Origin of the sequence: Acinetobacter sp. HA (assembly GCF_000264725.1) — a bacterium.
In the GTDB taxonomy this organism is placed as follows: Bacteria; Pseudomonadota; Gammaproteobacteria; order Pseudomonadales; family Moraxellaceae; genus Acinetobacter; species Acinetobacter schindleri.
In genome coordinates this window covers 1-14,738 of the sequence record NZ_AJXD01000074.1, presented here as the reverse complement: position 1 = coordinate 14,738, position 14,738 = coordinate 1, and the positions used below count along the sequence as shown (strand labels likewise).

The 14,738-nt window shown below is 43.0% G+C and carries 13 protein-coding genes and 2 pseudogenes; 13 read left to right on the top strand and 2 right to left on the bottom strand.

Translation table 11 applies throughout. The features are described 5' to 3' along the window. The first annotated feature begins 11 nt into the window (after window positions 1–11). The 10 genes and pseudogenes from gspL to HADU_RS11125 all read left to right on the top strand — a co-directional run bounded on the left by gspL (window position 12) and on the right by HADU_RS11125 (window position 10,670). Window positions 12–1,151 carry a type II secretion system protein GspL gene (gene gspL, locus HADU_RS11170; RefSeq protein ID WP_004894184.1) on the top strand — a complete coding sequence of 380 codons (1,140 nt, stop codon included), beginning with the start codon at window positions 12–14 and terminating at the stop codon, window positions 1,149–1,151. Beyond that, complete coding sequence (gspM, locus tag HADU_RS11165) at window positions 1,151–1,630, top strand: type II secretion system protein GspM (RefSeq protein WP_004812331.1); 480 nt, start codon at window positions 1,151–1,153, stop codon at window positions 1,628–1,630. Before gspL ends, gspM begins: the two co-directional genes overlap by 1 nt. Before the next feature lie 90 nt (window positions 1,631–1,720). After that, on the top strand, window positions 1,721–2,722 hold the full coding sequence (locus HADU_RS11160) for a quinone-dependent dihydroorotate dehydrogenase (protein WP_004812335.1): 1,002 nt from the start codon (window positions 1,721–1,723) through the stop codon (window positions 2,720–2,722). A gap of 5 nt (window positions 2,723–2,727) precedes the next feature. Continuing rightward, window positions 2,728–3,309: a CvpA family protein gene (locus HADU_RS11155; protein WP_004812336.1), complete on the top strand. Its 582-nt coding sequence runs from the start codon at window positions 2,728–2,730 to the stop codon at window positions 3,307–3,309. Between the two features lie 24 nt (window positions 3,310–3,333). Then, the gene (gene purF, locus HADU_RS11150; RefSeq protein ID WP_004894187.1) at window positions 3,334–4,869 is read left to right on the top strand and encodes an amidophosphoribosyltransferase; all 1,536 of its coding nucleotides are present in this window, start codon (window positions 3,334–3,336) and stop codon (window positions 4,867–4,869) included. 88 nt (window positions 4,870–4,957) lie between these two features. Continuing rightward, entirely contained in the window at window positions 4,958–6,847 is a 1,890-nt protein-coding gene (locus HADU_RS11145) for a M48 family metalloprotease (protein WP_171056673.1), read from the top strand. Window positions 6,848–7,046: 199 nt separating this feature from the next. After that, on the top strand, window positions 7,047–7,697 hold the full coding sequence (locus tag HADU_RS11140; protein WP_008306539.1) for a hypothetical protein: 651 nt from the start codon (window positions 7,047–7,049) through the stop codon (window positions 7,695–7,697). Between the two features lie 6 nt (window positions 7,698–7,703). Further along, a pseudogene (locus HADU_RS11135) lies at window positions 7,704–8,671 on the top strand (2-hydroxyacid dehydrogenase). Window positions 8,672–8,756: 85 nt separating this feature from the next. Then, window positions 8,757–10,199, top strand: coding sequence for a M48 family metalloprotease (locus HADU_RS11130; protein WP_201798649.1), 1,443 nt, complete (start codon window positions 8,757–8,759; stop codon window positions 10,197–10,199). Between the two features lie 114 nt (window positions 10,200–10,313). Then, window positions 10,314–10,670, top strand: coding sequence for a hypothetical protein (locus HADU_RS11125; protein ID WP_004894196.1), 357 nt, complete (start codon window positions 10,314–10,316; stop codon window positions 10,668–10,670). Between the two features lie 89 nt (window positions 10,671–10,759). Here HADU_RS11125 and HADU_RS11120 read toward each other — a convergent pair whose 3' ends face one another. Continuing rightward, window positions 10,760–11,206 carry a GatB/YqeY domain-containing protein gene (locus tag HADU_RS11120; RefSeq protein WP_004982206.1) on the bottom strand — a complete coding sequence of 149 codons (447 nt, stop codon included), beginning with the start codon at window positions 11,204–11,206 and terminating at the stop codon, window positions 10,760–10,762. 33 nt (window positions 11,207–11,239) lie between these two features. Further along, a complete protein-coding gene (rpsU, locus tag HADU_RS11115; RefSeq protein ID WP_001136722.1) occupies window positions 11,240–11,455 on the bottom strand; it encodes a 30S ribosomal protein S21 in 216 nt (71 codons plus the stop codon). Window positions 11,456–11,600: 145 nt separating this feature from the next. On the opposite strand from rpsU, the gene tsaD reads away from it, so the two are divergent. The 3 genes and pseudogenes from tsaD to HADU_RS11100 all read left to right on the top strand — a co-directional run. Next, complete coding sequence (gene tsaD, locus HADU_RS11110) at window positions 11,601–12,617, top strand: tRNA (adenosine(37)-N6)-threonylcarbamoyltransferase complex transferase subunit TsaD (protein ID WP_008306436.1); 1,017 nt, start codon at window positions 11,601–11,603, stop codon at window positions 12,615–12,617. Between the two features lie 204 nt (window positions 12,618–12,821). Then, entirely contained in the window at window positions 12,822–13,781 is a 960-nt protein-coding gene (locus tag HADU_RS11105) for a sensor domain-containing diguanylate cyclase (RefSeq protein ID WP_008306434.1), read from the top strand. A 490-nt stretch (window positions 13,782–14,271) separates the two neighbouring features. Continuing rightward, window positions 14,272–14,738 (top strand): annotated as a pseudogene (locus HADU_RS11100) (IS3-like element ISAba14 family transposase); the annotation flags it as partial.

The window sequence follows — 14,738 nt, the reverse complement described above, 5'->3', positions numbered from 1 at the left end:
GAACACAATCGATGTTGTATTTATGGATGCCAGAAGCCAATGGGGTTTGGCAATGGTCAGATGGGGAATTCTGGAAAAGTGCAGATACACTTGAGCAACTGATTCAGGAAATCCAGGGGCAACATGGGGTAGAGGCAACGGTCTTTTTCCCGAGTCGTCATGTGCAGATTTTGCAGCAGAGCATGTCCAAAGCCCAATATAAGAAAATGGGGCAGGAGGCAATCAAGTATCTGCTGGAGGAATATGTCATTCTACCGGTTGATGCGATGAAGGTGCTTCATCATTTTCAGCAGCCCGATCAGCTCAGTGTATTGGGAATTTCCAATTCAACTGTAGAAACCATGCAGCATGTATTGAACCTTCTTCCGGTCAAGGTCACGGCATTATTGCCAGATTTTCTGGTCCTGCCTGTTCCAGAAGAAAATCAACGTGTATTGGCGGAACTTGCTGGGCGACTACTGGTTCGCGAATCGGAATATGTGGGTCATTCGGTGGATGACCTGAGTCTTTATCTGGATTATCAGCCTAAAGATGTAAATTACAAGGTGAGTAACCTGAATGACGCTCAGCTGCGTAGTCTGGAAGCTGTTGTTACCCATGATCAGGTTGAGTCGTTTCAGTACAGCCTTCCCCAGCTGAAAAAAGCCAAACAGCATCCTTTTAATGTCTTGCCTAAAGCCAAGTCAGATACGCCAGTTTCCGGTTACTGGAAAGCCTGTGCTGCTGTGTTTTTGGGTATTCTGGTGCTGCAGTTTAGTTATGATGCTGTGCGCTGGTATCAATATAAAAAGATTGCCAATCAAACTGCTTCTCAAGCGATTGATCAGTTCAAATACTGGTTTGGTCAGAACTATCCTGTAAACGAGCAGAATATCAAAAGCCAGTTTGAAGGGCAGATGCGTTTAAGTCAGGTGGCGAATACTCAGGCTTTTGATCTGATTAGTCGGGTGGGGCCGGTATTAATGCAAAACCAGATTATTGCGCAGCGGGTCAGTTATGATACTTCAAGTCTGAATATGGATCTGCAGGCGAACTCTTCTGATGCATTAAGCACTTTGACCCGTCAGCTGACACAGCAGGGTTTTAAAGTTGAACTGGGTAATGTACAGGCCAATGGTGCAGGTGCGATCGGATCGGTGAGAATACAATAATGAAAATGCTCGACAATATTCAAATCCGGCTGGACCAGCGCATTGAACGCATTACAGATTATCTGGATAGCCTGAGCGCCCGTGAACGCTACATGGTGATCTTTACCACAATCTTTGTCATCGTGGCTGCAGTCGGTTCGGCACTATTTTATATGCACAGAGCTGCGGATACCCAGCAAAAGCGCCTGAATACCTTAAAAGATACTTTAGTGTGGATGCAGAGTAATGCAGCGACCATGAAGCCAGCAGGCGATCTGCAATTAGATGCCTCAGAAAAAGTGCAGCGTGCTGCCCAGCAGCAGGGGTTGTCGGTTTCATCCCAGCAGCAGGAAGGTAAAATTTTACTCAATGTCAGTCATGAAAATTATTCTGTACTGGCTAATTTTCTGACCCAGCTGGCCCAGAGTGGCTTAACTGTTGAAAAAATGGAACTTATCAGTGATGCCGGACAGATTAAATTAACAGCGACTGTCCTATAAACGGTAAAAATAAAGATTTGCAAAGCATGGTTTTTTTACCGGGCTGTGACTATAATATGCCGACTTAAAAAGCAGTAGACTTTTCTAGATATGTTGTATTCTCTAGCCCGCCCTTTGTTGTTTTCTTTAGCACCAGAGCGTGCACATGAGCTGACACTATCACTGTTGAAATCCTCCCATGCCATGGGGATGATGCGTCAAAACGTTGCTTCTAAACCAGTGACCTGTATGGGAATCGAATTTCCGAATCCGGTAGGTCTGGCGGCAGGGTTGGACAAAAATGGTGCCTATATCGATGCCCTTGCAAGTCAAGGCTTTGGTTTTATTGAAATCGGTACTATTACCCCGCGTCCTCAGCCCGGTAATCCGGAACCCCGACTGTTCCGTCTGCCAAAAGCGAAAGCCATTATTAACCGTATGGGTTTTAATAATGAAGGCGTGGACAAACTGATTGAAAATGTTAAAGCTGCAAAATTCAAAGGTGTTCTGGGGATTAATATCGGCAAGAATGCTGTAACTCCGGTTGAAAATGCAGTTGATGATTATTTAATCTGCCTGGAAAAGGTATATAATTACGCTTCCTACATTACTGTTAATATTTCCTCTCCCAACACAAAAAACCTGCGTAGCCTGCAAAGTGGTGATGCGCTCACCGAGCTGCTGGAAACGCTAAAAAACCGTCAGCTTGAGCTTGCTCAAGAAAACCAGCATTATGTACCTCTGGTCTTGAAGGTTGCACCAGATCTTGAAGCTGAAGATATTGCATTTATTGCCCAGCAGTTGCTGCAATTCAAGATTGATGGTTTGATTGTGACCAATACGACCTTGTCTCGTGAAGGTGTTGAAGGTCTGGAGCATGCTGAAGAAGCAGGCGGTTTGTCGGGTGCGCCGGTCTTTGAGAAAAGTACGGCATGTTTAAAAGCCTTTGCAGATGTGTTGCAAGGACAAATTCCATTGATTGGTGTGGGTGGTATTCTTTCGGGTGCCGATGCCGCTGCCAAAAAGCAAGCTGGTGCCAGCCTTGTACAAGTTTATAGTGGCCTCATATATACAGGTCCGACACTTGTAAAAGACTGTGTTGAAGCATTCTGAATTCTATGACTGCCATTGACATCTTTTTACTGTTTATACTGCTCATTGGAGGGCTAAACGGTTTGCGTCAAGGATTTATTAAAGCCTTTGCGAACTTAGCTGGCTGGATTTTTGCGCTCATTGTAGCAGCGAAATATTCAACACTACTTGCGCCTTCCATGACTGCTCTCAGTACAGATCCAGTGGTACAAAAAATTGCAGCATTTGCTTTCATCGTCCTGATGATTGTGGTTTTGACCTGGATAGTAACCTTCTTGCTCAACCGGGTGATGAAAACCCTGAAACTGGGACCTTTAAACCGTCTTGCAGGTGGGGTGTTTGGCAGCCTGAAAGGGCTGCTGATTGTTCTGATCACCATGCAGGGAATCGGGCCGTGGGTAGAAAGCTCACCACACTGGAAACAGTCCAAAGTAATTCAGACTTTGCTTCCTTATGCGCCATGGGCGACCCAGATGTCCAAAGATGCTGCAAACGAGGCCCTACAACATATCAAGTCGGAAGATTCCAGAAAATCTTCAGATGTATCAGCTGAGCCTGCTGTAAAGAGCAAATCATCAGCTGAGTCTACGAATAATCCTTTTTATTAATCCTAGCTTGTCTGCGAGGTTGCTATGTGTGGAGTGGTTGGTATTGCTGGTAAATCAGCTGTTAACCAAATGTTGTTTGATGCATTAACGATGTTACAACATCGTGGACAGGATGCAGCTGGGATTGTAACTTGTCATGAAGGTCGCCTGTTCCTTCGTAAAGATGTTGGTATGGTGCGTGATGTATTCCATACCCGTCATATGCGTGCATTACAAGGTAATTACGGTATTGGCCATGTGCGTTATCCAACTGCGGGTACCTCAAGTAGTGCTGAAGCGCAGCCGTTTTATGTGAACTCTCCTTACGGGATTACGCTGGCACATAACGGTAACCTGACCAATGCTGAAGAAATTCATGATGACCTGTTCAAGACTGACTTACGTCATATGAACACCGATTCTGATTCAGAAGTTCTGCTCAACGTATTTGCGCACGAATTGCAGAAGCGTGGCAAACTGGTACCGACCTCTGAAGATATCTTCCATGCCGTAACACGCGTGCATGAGCGCTGCAAAGGTGGTTATGCAGTTGTTGCCATGATTACAGGTCAAGGAGTGGTTGGTTTCCGTGATCCTAATGGTATCCGTCCGTTGATCTACGGTTCGCGTGAAACTGAAAACGGGATGGAATATATCATCGCTTCTGAATCTGTAGCGATTACAGCGTTGGGCTTTAAAGTTGAGCGTGATATCGAGCCAGGTGAAGCTGTTTTTATTGACTCTGAAGGGAACTTCTTTACCAAGCAATGTGCTGAAAAGCCAGAATACCGTCCATGTATCTTTGAATATGTGTACTTTGCGCGTCCAGATGCAATCATTGATGGTATTTCAGTGTATAAAGCCCGTCTGAAAATGGGTGAGAAACTGGCCCATAAAATCCTGCGCGAGTGGGGTGATGAACATGATATCGATGTGGTCATTCCAATTCCAGATACATCACGTACTTCTGCGCTTGAACTGGCAAATACGCTGGGCGTGAAATTCCGTGAAGGTTTCATGAAGAACCGTTATATTGGTCGTACCTTCATTATGCCTGGTCAGCAACTGCGTAAAAAATCAGTACGTCAGAAGCTGAACCCGGTTGAGCTGGAATTCCAGGGTAAAAACGTTCTATTGGTCGATGACTCAATTGTTCGTGGTACCACGTGTAATGAAATCATTCAGATGGCGCGTGATTCCGGTGCGAAAAAAGTATTCTTTGCGTCTGCTGCACCAATGGTGAAATATCCAAACGTGTACGGTATCGATATGCCAGCCAAATCTGAACTGATTGCATCTGAACGTAGTGTTGAAGAAATTCGTGAAATTATTGGTGCTGATCGTCTGATTTTCCAGGATCTGGAAGATCTAAAAGATGCAGTACGTACCAAGATTGTACCGAACCTGCGTGAATTCGACTGTTCTGTATTTGACGGCGTATATGTGGCTGGCGGTATTGATGAAGCATACCTTGACCAGTTACAGCAAAAGCGTAATGATGGTGCCAAAAAAGGTGACAAGTTTATTGATGTAAATATCGATGCAGCATCAGTAGACCTGACTGGCGTGCGCGAAGTCTAAGTCTTTAAAATCATGAAAAAAGCGGGAATTTCCCGCTTTTTTCATTTATGATTGGGCAAAGCTAGAACAATGTGATCAGGGTGAAGCATTGAAAAGCGTAGGATATGCGTTTATCAAGAATAAAAATATGCTATGGCCAGCCAGTGTCTGTCTGATTGCTGTGCTATTGACGATAGCGATTATTAATACTGTCGTTGGTTTACTGGTCTATTATTGTGATCCTGCTCAATCTATTTATTGGCATGTGGTGAGTCCTTATCTGATTGCTCTGGTCGGTTCGATCATGGTGGTGTCAGTACTCTATGAATTTTATGTCTTTCGTGCCGGTGGTTATTCCTTGGCACGGCAGATGGGTGCACGTCGCCTGAGTCTGATTGAAAGCGTACCGGAGGAAAGCGTCGCTCTGAAGATTGCTGAACAATTGGCAGATACTTTTCTGATTGAGCCTCCTGCGGTGTATGTTTTGCCTGATGAAGTTGGAGTCAATGCACTGACTGCCGGTTTTAACCCGGGAAATACTGCCATTATTCTGACTTGGGGGGCATTGCAAAATCTGGATGAAATTGAACTGTATGGTTTATTAAGCCATGAGTTTAACAAGATTCTTTCTGGTGAAGCGGCAGAAAATACCCGGCTCAAGATTCTCTACAGTAGCCTGACTACTTTTAGTCAGTGGGGCAGTAAGATTGCCAAACGGGGATTCTATCGGAATGGCATGCCGGCAGAAAACAAGTTTGAGACTCTGTTTGTTGGTATTGGTGCGGTGATCTGGCTGATTGGTAGCTTAGGCGTACTGATTACCCGTTTCATTAAATATATTTCGCTCGGTGGCAGAACTTTCAAGAATGATCAGAAAACCCGTCGCCTGATTCAAAATGATGCCAATGTACAGACTTTGCTGCGGATTTATGTGCATCATTCCGGTTCACAGATTCATAGTGAATATGCAGAGTCGATTTCACATATGTGTTTTGCTAACTCCCTCAGTCAGCAGAACTGGCTGAATATTCATCCCAGTATTGAGCAGCGAATCTATGAAATGAATCCTTCCTTAATTCAGGATTTACAGCTTGAAAACCTAAAAAAACTACAAAATCAGCCTTTATTTAGTCTATTTCGATCACTCGAAGAAATGGCGGTTACAAGCACAGCTTCCTGGAGTTCACCACAGCCACTGCCTTTACTACGTCTGTCGCCGATCAGTTTTGCAATTAAAGATGCAGTTAAACCACTGAATCCGGAGAATCGTGCCAATACGCCACGACCAGAGCTAATTGAACGCGCATTGCAAACTGCAACTGGGTCGCGAGAGGTCATGGTTGCAATTCTGATGATCCGGCAATATCGGGAGTTTATTCCCACCGATGCTGAAGTCAGCCGGGCCATTGTAGATTCATTGTTAAATCTGGACGGGCGTGTGCATATCTCGATTTTTCAACAAGCCTGCAAAAATATTGGTGGCATGCCGACCACGGTAGCACGACAATTCGTGATGAAACTGGCACGGATTATTCAGGAAGATGGTGAAATTGGTCTGCTAGATGCCTTGTTGCTTGAATGTGTGAAATATGAGCTGAATCTACTCCCCCTACATACCCCGACGGCACTGGAAGAAGTTAAACCACAAATCGTACGCCTGATTGATGCATTGCTGCATGTACAGCAGATCAATAGTGATAATCAGCTGGATGTTCGCGAGCGCATTTTAAAACGTATTTTGACTCAAAAAGAACTGGAAATGTATACCGAAATTTCAGATGAGCCGATTGATCTGGCTGAAATTCTGAATGATATTTCTGGCCTGTTACTGCGTGATCGACTGAGTATATTGGGTATTGCGGAAATCTGTCTCTGGAATGATCGGATCATCACTCAGGATGAATTCGACGTGATGGAATTACTGTATTGGCGTTTGGGTTTTGAAGTAGATGAAATTGTGGATCAGATGCAGAAAAAGAACAGTATCATGATTATTTAATCCAACTTGAAAGTATTTATTAACTCACGCATGATCTTTAAATAATGTTTGAACCTGCATGTAAATAACCCGAAGAGAACGACTAAAATCAGTTTCGCTACAAATCAATTGTAATGTACAGTGAAAAATCCGAAAAAGTTCGGCAAAGGAAGTGGATTCCCGCTAAAATATTCAGCCTGAAATAGGTGATGAAGACAAGATGATAGGGCATCAGCGTGACATACTGGCGACACTAGGAATTGATATCTGGATTCCTCGGGCGGAGCTGTGTCAATCGCACCAGCCGGCGCTTTGGCGTGACCAGTCACAACCTGAAGTCCTGAGTGAAATCATCCTTCCTGAGCTTAAAGCTGAAGCCTCAGTGATTGAACGTTCTGTCGTATCTGCACCTGTAGAAGTGCCTGCGCCAGTCGTTATAACGCCAACAATGGACATACAGTCGCAGCCAGAACCGGAGCATGAACTGCGCGAAATTGTTGAGGTCGCGCCTTTTAGTATGCAGGCATTAGGTCTTGCGCACTGTATCATTGTCATTGATACCACGAGCTTAACTGAAGATCAGCAATTACTGTGGTCGAATATCCAACGTGCAATGTTGGGTGAGTTTGCAGAGCTGAACTGGCCATTTCCTTGGGATAATGTGCAGGATGGACGCGGCGTGGAGTCTTATATCCAGGGTTTTCTGGATGGCATGAGTCACGATAAAAATATTATTTTTCTTGGTACTGTTCCACATCTTTCAAACAGTAAAATTACCCAGTTGGCCTCCCTGCAGGAGATGCTGGATCGGCCAATCCTTAAAAAGCGACTCTGGCAGTTTATGCAAAGTAGGCTTGTCAGCATGGAATAAATAAGCATGAAGCAAAAAGTTGTTGTATTTAGTCAAATTCCTCCAGAGATTCAAGCCAAACTCGAACAACAATATAATGTGGTATATATCCAGCCCAAGCTGGGTGATGTCAATCAACAGATTTTCCAGCATGCACAAGATGCAGATGGCATGATTGGCGCAGGACGACTGCTCAATCGAAATAATCTGGAAACTGCGACTAAACTAAAAATCATCTCCAGTGTCAGTGTTGGCTACGATAATTACGATCTTGAATATTTAAATGAAAAGAAATTTATCTCACTCATACACCACATGTGCTCACTGAAACCACAGCTGATCTTGCATTTACTTTACTCATGGCCGCAGCGCGTAAAGTAACTTATTTAAATCAATGGACCAAGCAAGGACAGTGGCAGCGTACCGCCAGCGAAGCAGAGTTCGGGGTAGATATTTTTGGCAAGACTTTAGGAATTATTGGATTAGGTCATATTGGCGCAGCAATCGCGCGACGTGGCTTTCATGGCTTTAATATGAATGTGCTTTATCATAACCGTCGTGAAAAGCTGGATCTGGCGCAAGGCTTAAATGCAGAATATTGTGATTTAAAATCCTTATTACAGCGTTCTGACTTTGTAGTAGTAGCGGTTGACTTGAATGCAGATTCCAAAGCACTTGTTGGTGCAGAAGAACTGGCATTGATGCAGCGCCATGCAGTCTTTGTGAATATTTCGCGCGGCTCGGTCGTCGATGAGCAGGCACTGATTCAGGCTTTAAAAAATCGTCAGATTTTTGCCGCAGGGCTGGATGTCTATCAAAAAGAGCCATTGCAAGAATCAGAGCTATTTAAACTTGATAATGTGATTACCTTGCCGCACGTAGGTTCGGCAACAGCGCAAACACGTCAGCGTATGGCAGAACTGGCATATCACAACCTGGTGGATGCTTTGCAAGGACGTGTACCACGCTATGTCGTTAACCCGCATTTTAAATAATATTAAATAACATTTCCTTGCGTTTATGCCCTTTTTCAATGGTATATTCAAGCAGGTTTCGTAATCAGGCTTAGAGAATTATTCATTGAAACGTTTGGTTTTGGCTTGTGGATTAAGCGCATGTATGGCAATAGGGCATACCGCTTCCAATACTTTTAACACCCAGTCTAGTCAGTTTACTGTTCCAGAAATTGGAGCAGGTGTAGGGCTGATAGATCAGCAAAAAGAGCGCATGATCGGTGAAAAGGTTTATCGTCAAGTACAGAAACAATTACCTGTGGTGCAAAATCCCTGGATGGAAGACCAGTTATTTTCAGTGTTTTCACATATTCTCAGCCAGACTCAATTACAGCAACCAATTGGCCTGGTTGTGGTTAATGATCCCCAGATTAATGCTTTTGCTGTGCCTGGTGGCTTATTTGCCTTAAATATGGGATTACTCAATTCAGCGCGTAATATGGATGAAGTGGCCGGTGTGATGGCGCATGAAATTGCACATGTCACACAACGTCATTACAGTCGATCCCAAGAAGCATTTAAAGGACAGGGATTATTAGCACTCGCGGGAATCCTGGTCGGAGCCTTAGTGGCATCGCAAGCAGATGGCGATGCGGGTGCAGCCGTAATGATGGGCTCACAAGCAGCTTTAATGGATCAGCAGCTTTCTTATAGTCGTAATCAGGAACGTGAAGCAGATCGGATCGGTATGCAGTATATGTATGCTTCGGGCTATAACCCGCAGAGCATGGCTGATTTCTTTGAGGTGATGCATCGTTCAACCAGCCGTTTAAGCTTTCTGCCAGATTTCTGGTTTACTCATCCCTTAACGACTGAGCGTATGAGTGAGGCGCGTTTACGCGCCAATCAGATGCCGAAAGTTAAACCAAAGCTGATAGACCAGAATTTTGAGATTATTCGTTGGTATAGCAAAGTACTGTCCCGTCAGACGACTGAGCAACAATTAAAAATTTTAGCAGGACAAAACAGTTTTGCAGGGCAATTGGCATTCACTGCTTATTATCTGCAACAAGGTGATGAGGATAATGCACAACAGGCATTAGACCAGGCAAAAAAGCATAATCAGATTCATCCTTTGCTGGTGCTGTTTCAAACCGATATTTATCTCGGAAAAAATCAGCTGGAGCCAGCATTGCGTAGTGTACGTTCTGCAGCATCCATCATGCCAGAAAATCGGGCACTCAATTATAAATATGCAGAAGTGTTGATCCGTATGAAGCAAACCGATCAAGCCAAGATGATCGTGCAGCGTTTCCTGAATGCTAATTCACGTGATTTAAGTGCCTGGCGCTTAATGCTGTCAGCAACCAATGCCGAGCCTGCATCTGAGATTAAAACGATTAATGTATTACGTTATCGTGCTGAAATGGAATATTGGACGGGAAATGAGGAGGCAGCTATTAAATCCTTACTACATGCACAGCGAGTCAGTAAGAAGAATCAGTCATTGTTTGCAAGTATTTCACAACGTTTAAAACAGATGCAGCAGGAAAGAAAATACAAGATTTAATCTTCTAATAAAAATTACTTATTAAAGCTGTGATCTACATCAACCTCTGTGCTTTATTTCAAGTTTGCCTTGTACTATGCTGAGTTGCAAATGAAAGCACATGAGAAAGCATGAATGAAAAGAACATTGTTGTGCCTGTTTCTGGTTTGGGGAATATCACATAGTTATGCAGCGAGCACCAAGGATTATGTGCGGGCAGTAGAGCGTATCAGCGATGAATATCATCAGCAGTCACGAGATTTTCTGCGCAGTTTAAATCCACAACAACAGAATTTAACCGCAGCACAACAGGTGGAATTTTGTGGGATCGTCAGGCGTTATGTAGATCAGCTTTATCAGGCAACTGATAAAAATCGTGATGCACTAGACTTTCAGCTACAAAAACTGACACGGCAAGATATTGTGGATCAGGTGAAATCTTCAAAAATGATGCAATTACTGCAAAGCAAAAATGTAAATTGTAATTTGTGATTTATTAAAATTAAAAAAGAAATTTGGATTGCTAAGAACTGGCTAGCAATTAAGTCAGTTCAACGCAAATAGAGATTTAAAGCAGGGGATTATGCTAGTTTAGCTTTGATTTTAGCTGAAACTTGAGAAGGATCGGCGCGCCCGGCTATGAGCGGACGCAGAGAATTCATCACCTTACCCATATCTTTCATGCTAGTAGCTTCTTGCGCTGCAATCGTTTGCGCAATCATGGAATCAAGTTCTTCCTCAGTCATAGCTTCTGGTAGAAATTGAGATAAAACCTCAAGTTCGGCTTGTTCCTTACTAGCTAAATCTTCTCGACCAGCGCCTTCAAAGGCTTTGATCGATTCTTTACGTTGTTTAATTTGTTTTTCAATGACCGCAAGAACTTGAGCGTCGTCAAGTTCTTTGCGCTCATCGACTTCGATTTGCTTAATTGCCGCCTGTAGACCACGAATTACCGTTAACTTATCCATTTCTTTAGCACGCATAGTGGCTTTCAAAACTTCAGTTATTTGGCTTTTTAAAGTAGTCATTATTTAGTCCAGGCAGTCAATCACAAATTAATCTTAGTAAAGGCGAGTAGTACGTACTGATTCACGCGCCAATTTCTTTTGGTAGCGTTTAACAGCAGCAGCTTTTTTGCGCTTACGTTCTTGAGTTGGTTTCTCGTAGAATTCGCGCTTACGTACGTCAGCTAAAACGCCCGCTTTTTCGCATGAACGTTTGAAACGACGGATAGCTACGTCTACTGGTTCGCCTTCTTTCAATTTAACTTGTGGCATGAAGAATCCTCATTAAGTTATGGATAAGATCTGGGCGAGATTGCCCTGATCACAAGTGAAGGTCAGTATTTTACTCATTTACATCTCATACCACAAGTCTATAATGGTTCACGCAATAGATTTGATACAGGTTATAGGCAGTTTAATGATCGTTTTAGGCTTAGAAACATCTTGTGATGAAACAGGACTTGCCCTTTATGACAGCGAGTTGGGTTTGCGTGGGCAAGTGCTGTACAGCCAAATTAAACTGCATGCAGAGTATGGTGGTGTGGTGCCGGAGTTGGCATCGCGTGACCATGTGCGTAAGTTAATTCCGCTCATGAATCAGCTGCTTGAACAGAGTGGCGTGAAAAAATCTGAAATTGATGCAGTGGCATATACCCGTGGACCGGGGCTGATGGGTGCGTTAATGACCGGTGCTTTGTTTGGCCGTACCTTGGCTTTTGCGTTGAATAAGCCAGCGATTGGTGTACATCATATGGAAGGTCATATGCTGGCACCATTACTTTCGGCAACGCCACCGGAATTTCCGTTCGTGGCTCTTTTGGTGTCAGGCGGCCACTCGCAGTTGATGGCCGCTTATGGCATTGGTCAATATGAGCTCCTTGGCGAGTCGATTGATGATGCGGCTGGTGAAGCTTTTGATAAAGTCGCGAAAATGATGGGCTTGCCCTATCCAGGTGGTCCGAACATTTCTAAACTGGCGGAGCAGGGCGACCCGAATGCATTTGCATTCCCACGTCCAATGCTGCATCAAGGTCTGGAATTTTCATTCAGTGGTTTAAAAACGGCTGTGTCTGTACAGATGAAAAAACTCGGTGATGAAAATCGTGATGCCGATATTGCAGCCAGTTTCCAGGAAGCGATTGTCGATACCTTGGTAAAAAAATCAGTTAAAGCTCTTAAACAAACCGGTTTAAAACGTCTGGTGATTGCGGGTGGTGTCAGTGCCAACAAGCGTTTACGTGAACGCCTAGAGGCTGACTTGGCGAAGATTAAAGCAACGGTTTATTACGCTGAGCTTGCACTATGTACCGATAATGGTGCAATGATTGCCTTTGCAGGTTATCAACGTCTGAAAGCAGGGCAGCAGGACGGCTTGGCGGTGACCACCACACCACGCTGGCCAATGACGGAACTGACTAATCCGACAGAGGCATAGGTTTCAGGCTTGAAGAAAAGAGGCTTAGGCCTCTTTTTTATTGTGAATTTTTAAATGAAAACTTATAGCAACGGTATGTTGTAAATATATAGTTTTATAGCTGTATTTAGAGCTCGTATATTCTATTGAAACCGGAAAAATAGTTTAATAGCTTAAGTTGATATCATGCATATTTTTACAGGTTTGCAGCAGAGGCAATCTCGGATGGAAAATATAAATTTCAAAAGTTTTCAGGATGCTGGAGAGGCAGTATTAAAGTTTCTGCATCAGCATTTTGGATTTGATTTATGGATGATTACCCGGGTAGAAGGCCAAGACTGGATTGTGCTGCAAAGTGAAGACCATGGTTATGATATACGACCCGGCCAAGTGTTTCAGTGGGCTGATTCTTTTTGTTCTCATATGGTCGCAGGTAAGGCCCCGAGAATTGCACCTCGCTCTGAAGAAATTCCTTTATATGCCACAGCGCCGATTAATCAGCAGGTCTGTATAAAATCTTATATTGGTCAGCCACTCCTTAAAGAAGATGGTAGTTTGTTTGGAACGCTCTGTGTGATTGATCCAGAAACCAAATCGGAAGCTATTGTGCAAGATATACAACTGGTCGAGTTGTTGGGACAATTACTCAGTTCGATCTTGCAGGCAGAATTACGTCAGAGTGAGCAGATAAGACAACATGAATTATTGCAGGAAGAAGCCAGTAAAGATGAGTTGACCGGGCTCTATAATCGCCGTGCCTGGGAAAAACTGCTGCGAGCAGAAGAAGAGCGTTGTAAACAATATGGTCATCCCGCCGCTGTATTATTTATTGACCTGAATGACCTAAAAAAGGTGAATGATAGTTTGGGTCATGATGAAGGTGATAAGCTGATTCAAAATGCAGCACAAGTATTGCGAGACAATGTACGGATCAACGATATTGTTGCCCGTTTAGGTGGCGATGAGTTTGTGATTCTTAGTGTGGAAAATGACGAAACCGGTACTGAAAGTTTAGTTGAACGTTTAATTAATGCCTTTGCAGCAACAAACATTGGCGCAGCGATTGGTATGGCGATGCGTCATCCGAGTCAGGGTCTATTTGCAGCGCTCGCACAAGCGGATCAGAACATGTTTGAATATAAACGTCGGAAAAAATCCAGTGAATCCATGACCAATCTAAAATAATTGACGCTTTAAATTTTCTGTAAATAATTAAGTATTTCATATCACAGAAATGATTATTTTCTATGCTCTAAAATCATCCTATCTTTCAATATTCTCCTTCATGCCTATATGTAAAAGTTGAGCATGACTCTCCATAAAAAGAAAATTCAATACATCTATAACTTAACAATTACAAATTTTATAAACTTTGTTGCAAAGTAAATTGATCTAATTAAATGCGCTTTAAGTGTGTTGAAAAGTGACTCTGATAAGGAACAAGATTTAAATAAGCACTTCATTTCTTATGATAATTGTTGTTTGAAATATACATTAAAATTACAGAACCTAAAAATTCTTTGTTTAAAGATAAAGCGCTATCGAAGGATAAAGCTGGCTGCCAAGAAAAAACATTACCGGCAGAAATAGCATTTGAGCAGAGATGGATCCGTAAATTTGAACAACTCCTATAAGTGATATTCTGCTCCTCAAATGATGTTATAAACATCAATATATGGAGTATTTTATGGCACGTAGACCAAGAAGAAATCATTCAAATGATTTTAAAGCTAAGGTAGCACTTGCTGCGATTAAAGCAGAAAAAACACTTGCTGAATTGAGTGCTGAATTTGATGTTCATCAAAACCAAATTATTGACTGGAAAAATCAATTGATCTCAGCTTCCTCGCAAGCTTTCGATCAATCAAAAGCTCCATCAGAACCCCCCATTGATCTTAAAAAGTTACATGCAAAAATCGGTGAGCAGGCATTAGAAATTGATTTTTTAGAAGGTGTGTTGAAGAAACTGGGCCGCTTCAACCACAAAAGTTAATCGACGACTCACTTCAGATTTCAGTATCTAAGCAAGCTAAGCTGCTGAAAGTCTCCCGTGGTTGTTATTATTATCGCCCAAAACCTGTTAGCTCATCAGATCTGAAGCTGATGCGATGTATTGATGAATTACATATGCAATATCCTTTT

What these genes read in the sequence shown, in the direction of transcription:
- rpsU (WP_001136722.1), bottom strand. Translation starts at nt 11,455, where the DNA reads ATGCCACAAGTTAAATTGAAAGAAGGCGAACCAGTAGACGTAGCTATC.
- gspM (WP_004812331.1), top strand. Translation starts at nt 1,151, where the DNA reads ATGAAAATGCTCGACAATATTCAAATCCGGCTGGACCAGCGCATTGAA.
- tsaD (WP_008306436.1), top strand. Translation starts at nt 11,601, where the DNA reads ATGATCGTTTTAGGCTTAGAAACATCTTGTGATGAAACAGGACTTGCC.
- gspL (WP_004894184.1), top strand. Translation starts at nt 12, where the DNA reads ATGTTGTATTTATGGATGCCAGAAGCCAATGGGGTTTGGCAATGGTCA.
- HADU_RS11120 (WP_004982206.1), bottom strand. Translation starts at nt 11,206, where the DNA reads ATGACTACTTTAAAAAGCCAAATAACTGAAGTTTTGAAAGCCACTATG.
- HADU_RS11160 (WP_004812335.1), top strand. Translation starts at nt 1,721, where the DNA reads ATGTTGTATTCTCTAGCCCGCCCTTTGTTGTTTTCTTTAGCACCAGAG.
- HADU_RS11155 (WP_004812336.1), top strand. Translation starts at nt 2,728, where the DNA reads ATGACTGCCATTGACATCTTTTTACTGTTTATACTGCTCATTGGAGGG.
- HADU_RS11105 (WP_008306434.1), top strand. Translation starts at nt 12,822, where the DNA reads ATGGAAAATATAAATTTCAAAAGTTTTCAGGATGCTGGAGAGGCAGTA.
- HADU_RS11125 (WP_004894196.1), top strand. Translation starts at nt 10,314, where the DNA reads ATGAAAAGAACATTGTTGTGCCTGTTTCTGGTTTGGGGAATATCACAT.
- purF (WP_004894187.1), top strand. Translation starts at nt 3,334, where the DNA reads ATGTGTGGAGTGGTTGGTATTGCTGGTAAATCAGCTGTTAACCAAATG.
- HADU_RS11140 (WP_008306539.1), top strand. Translation starts at nt 7,047, where the DNA reads ATGATAGGGCATCAGCGTGACATACTGGCGACACTAGGAATTGATATC.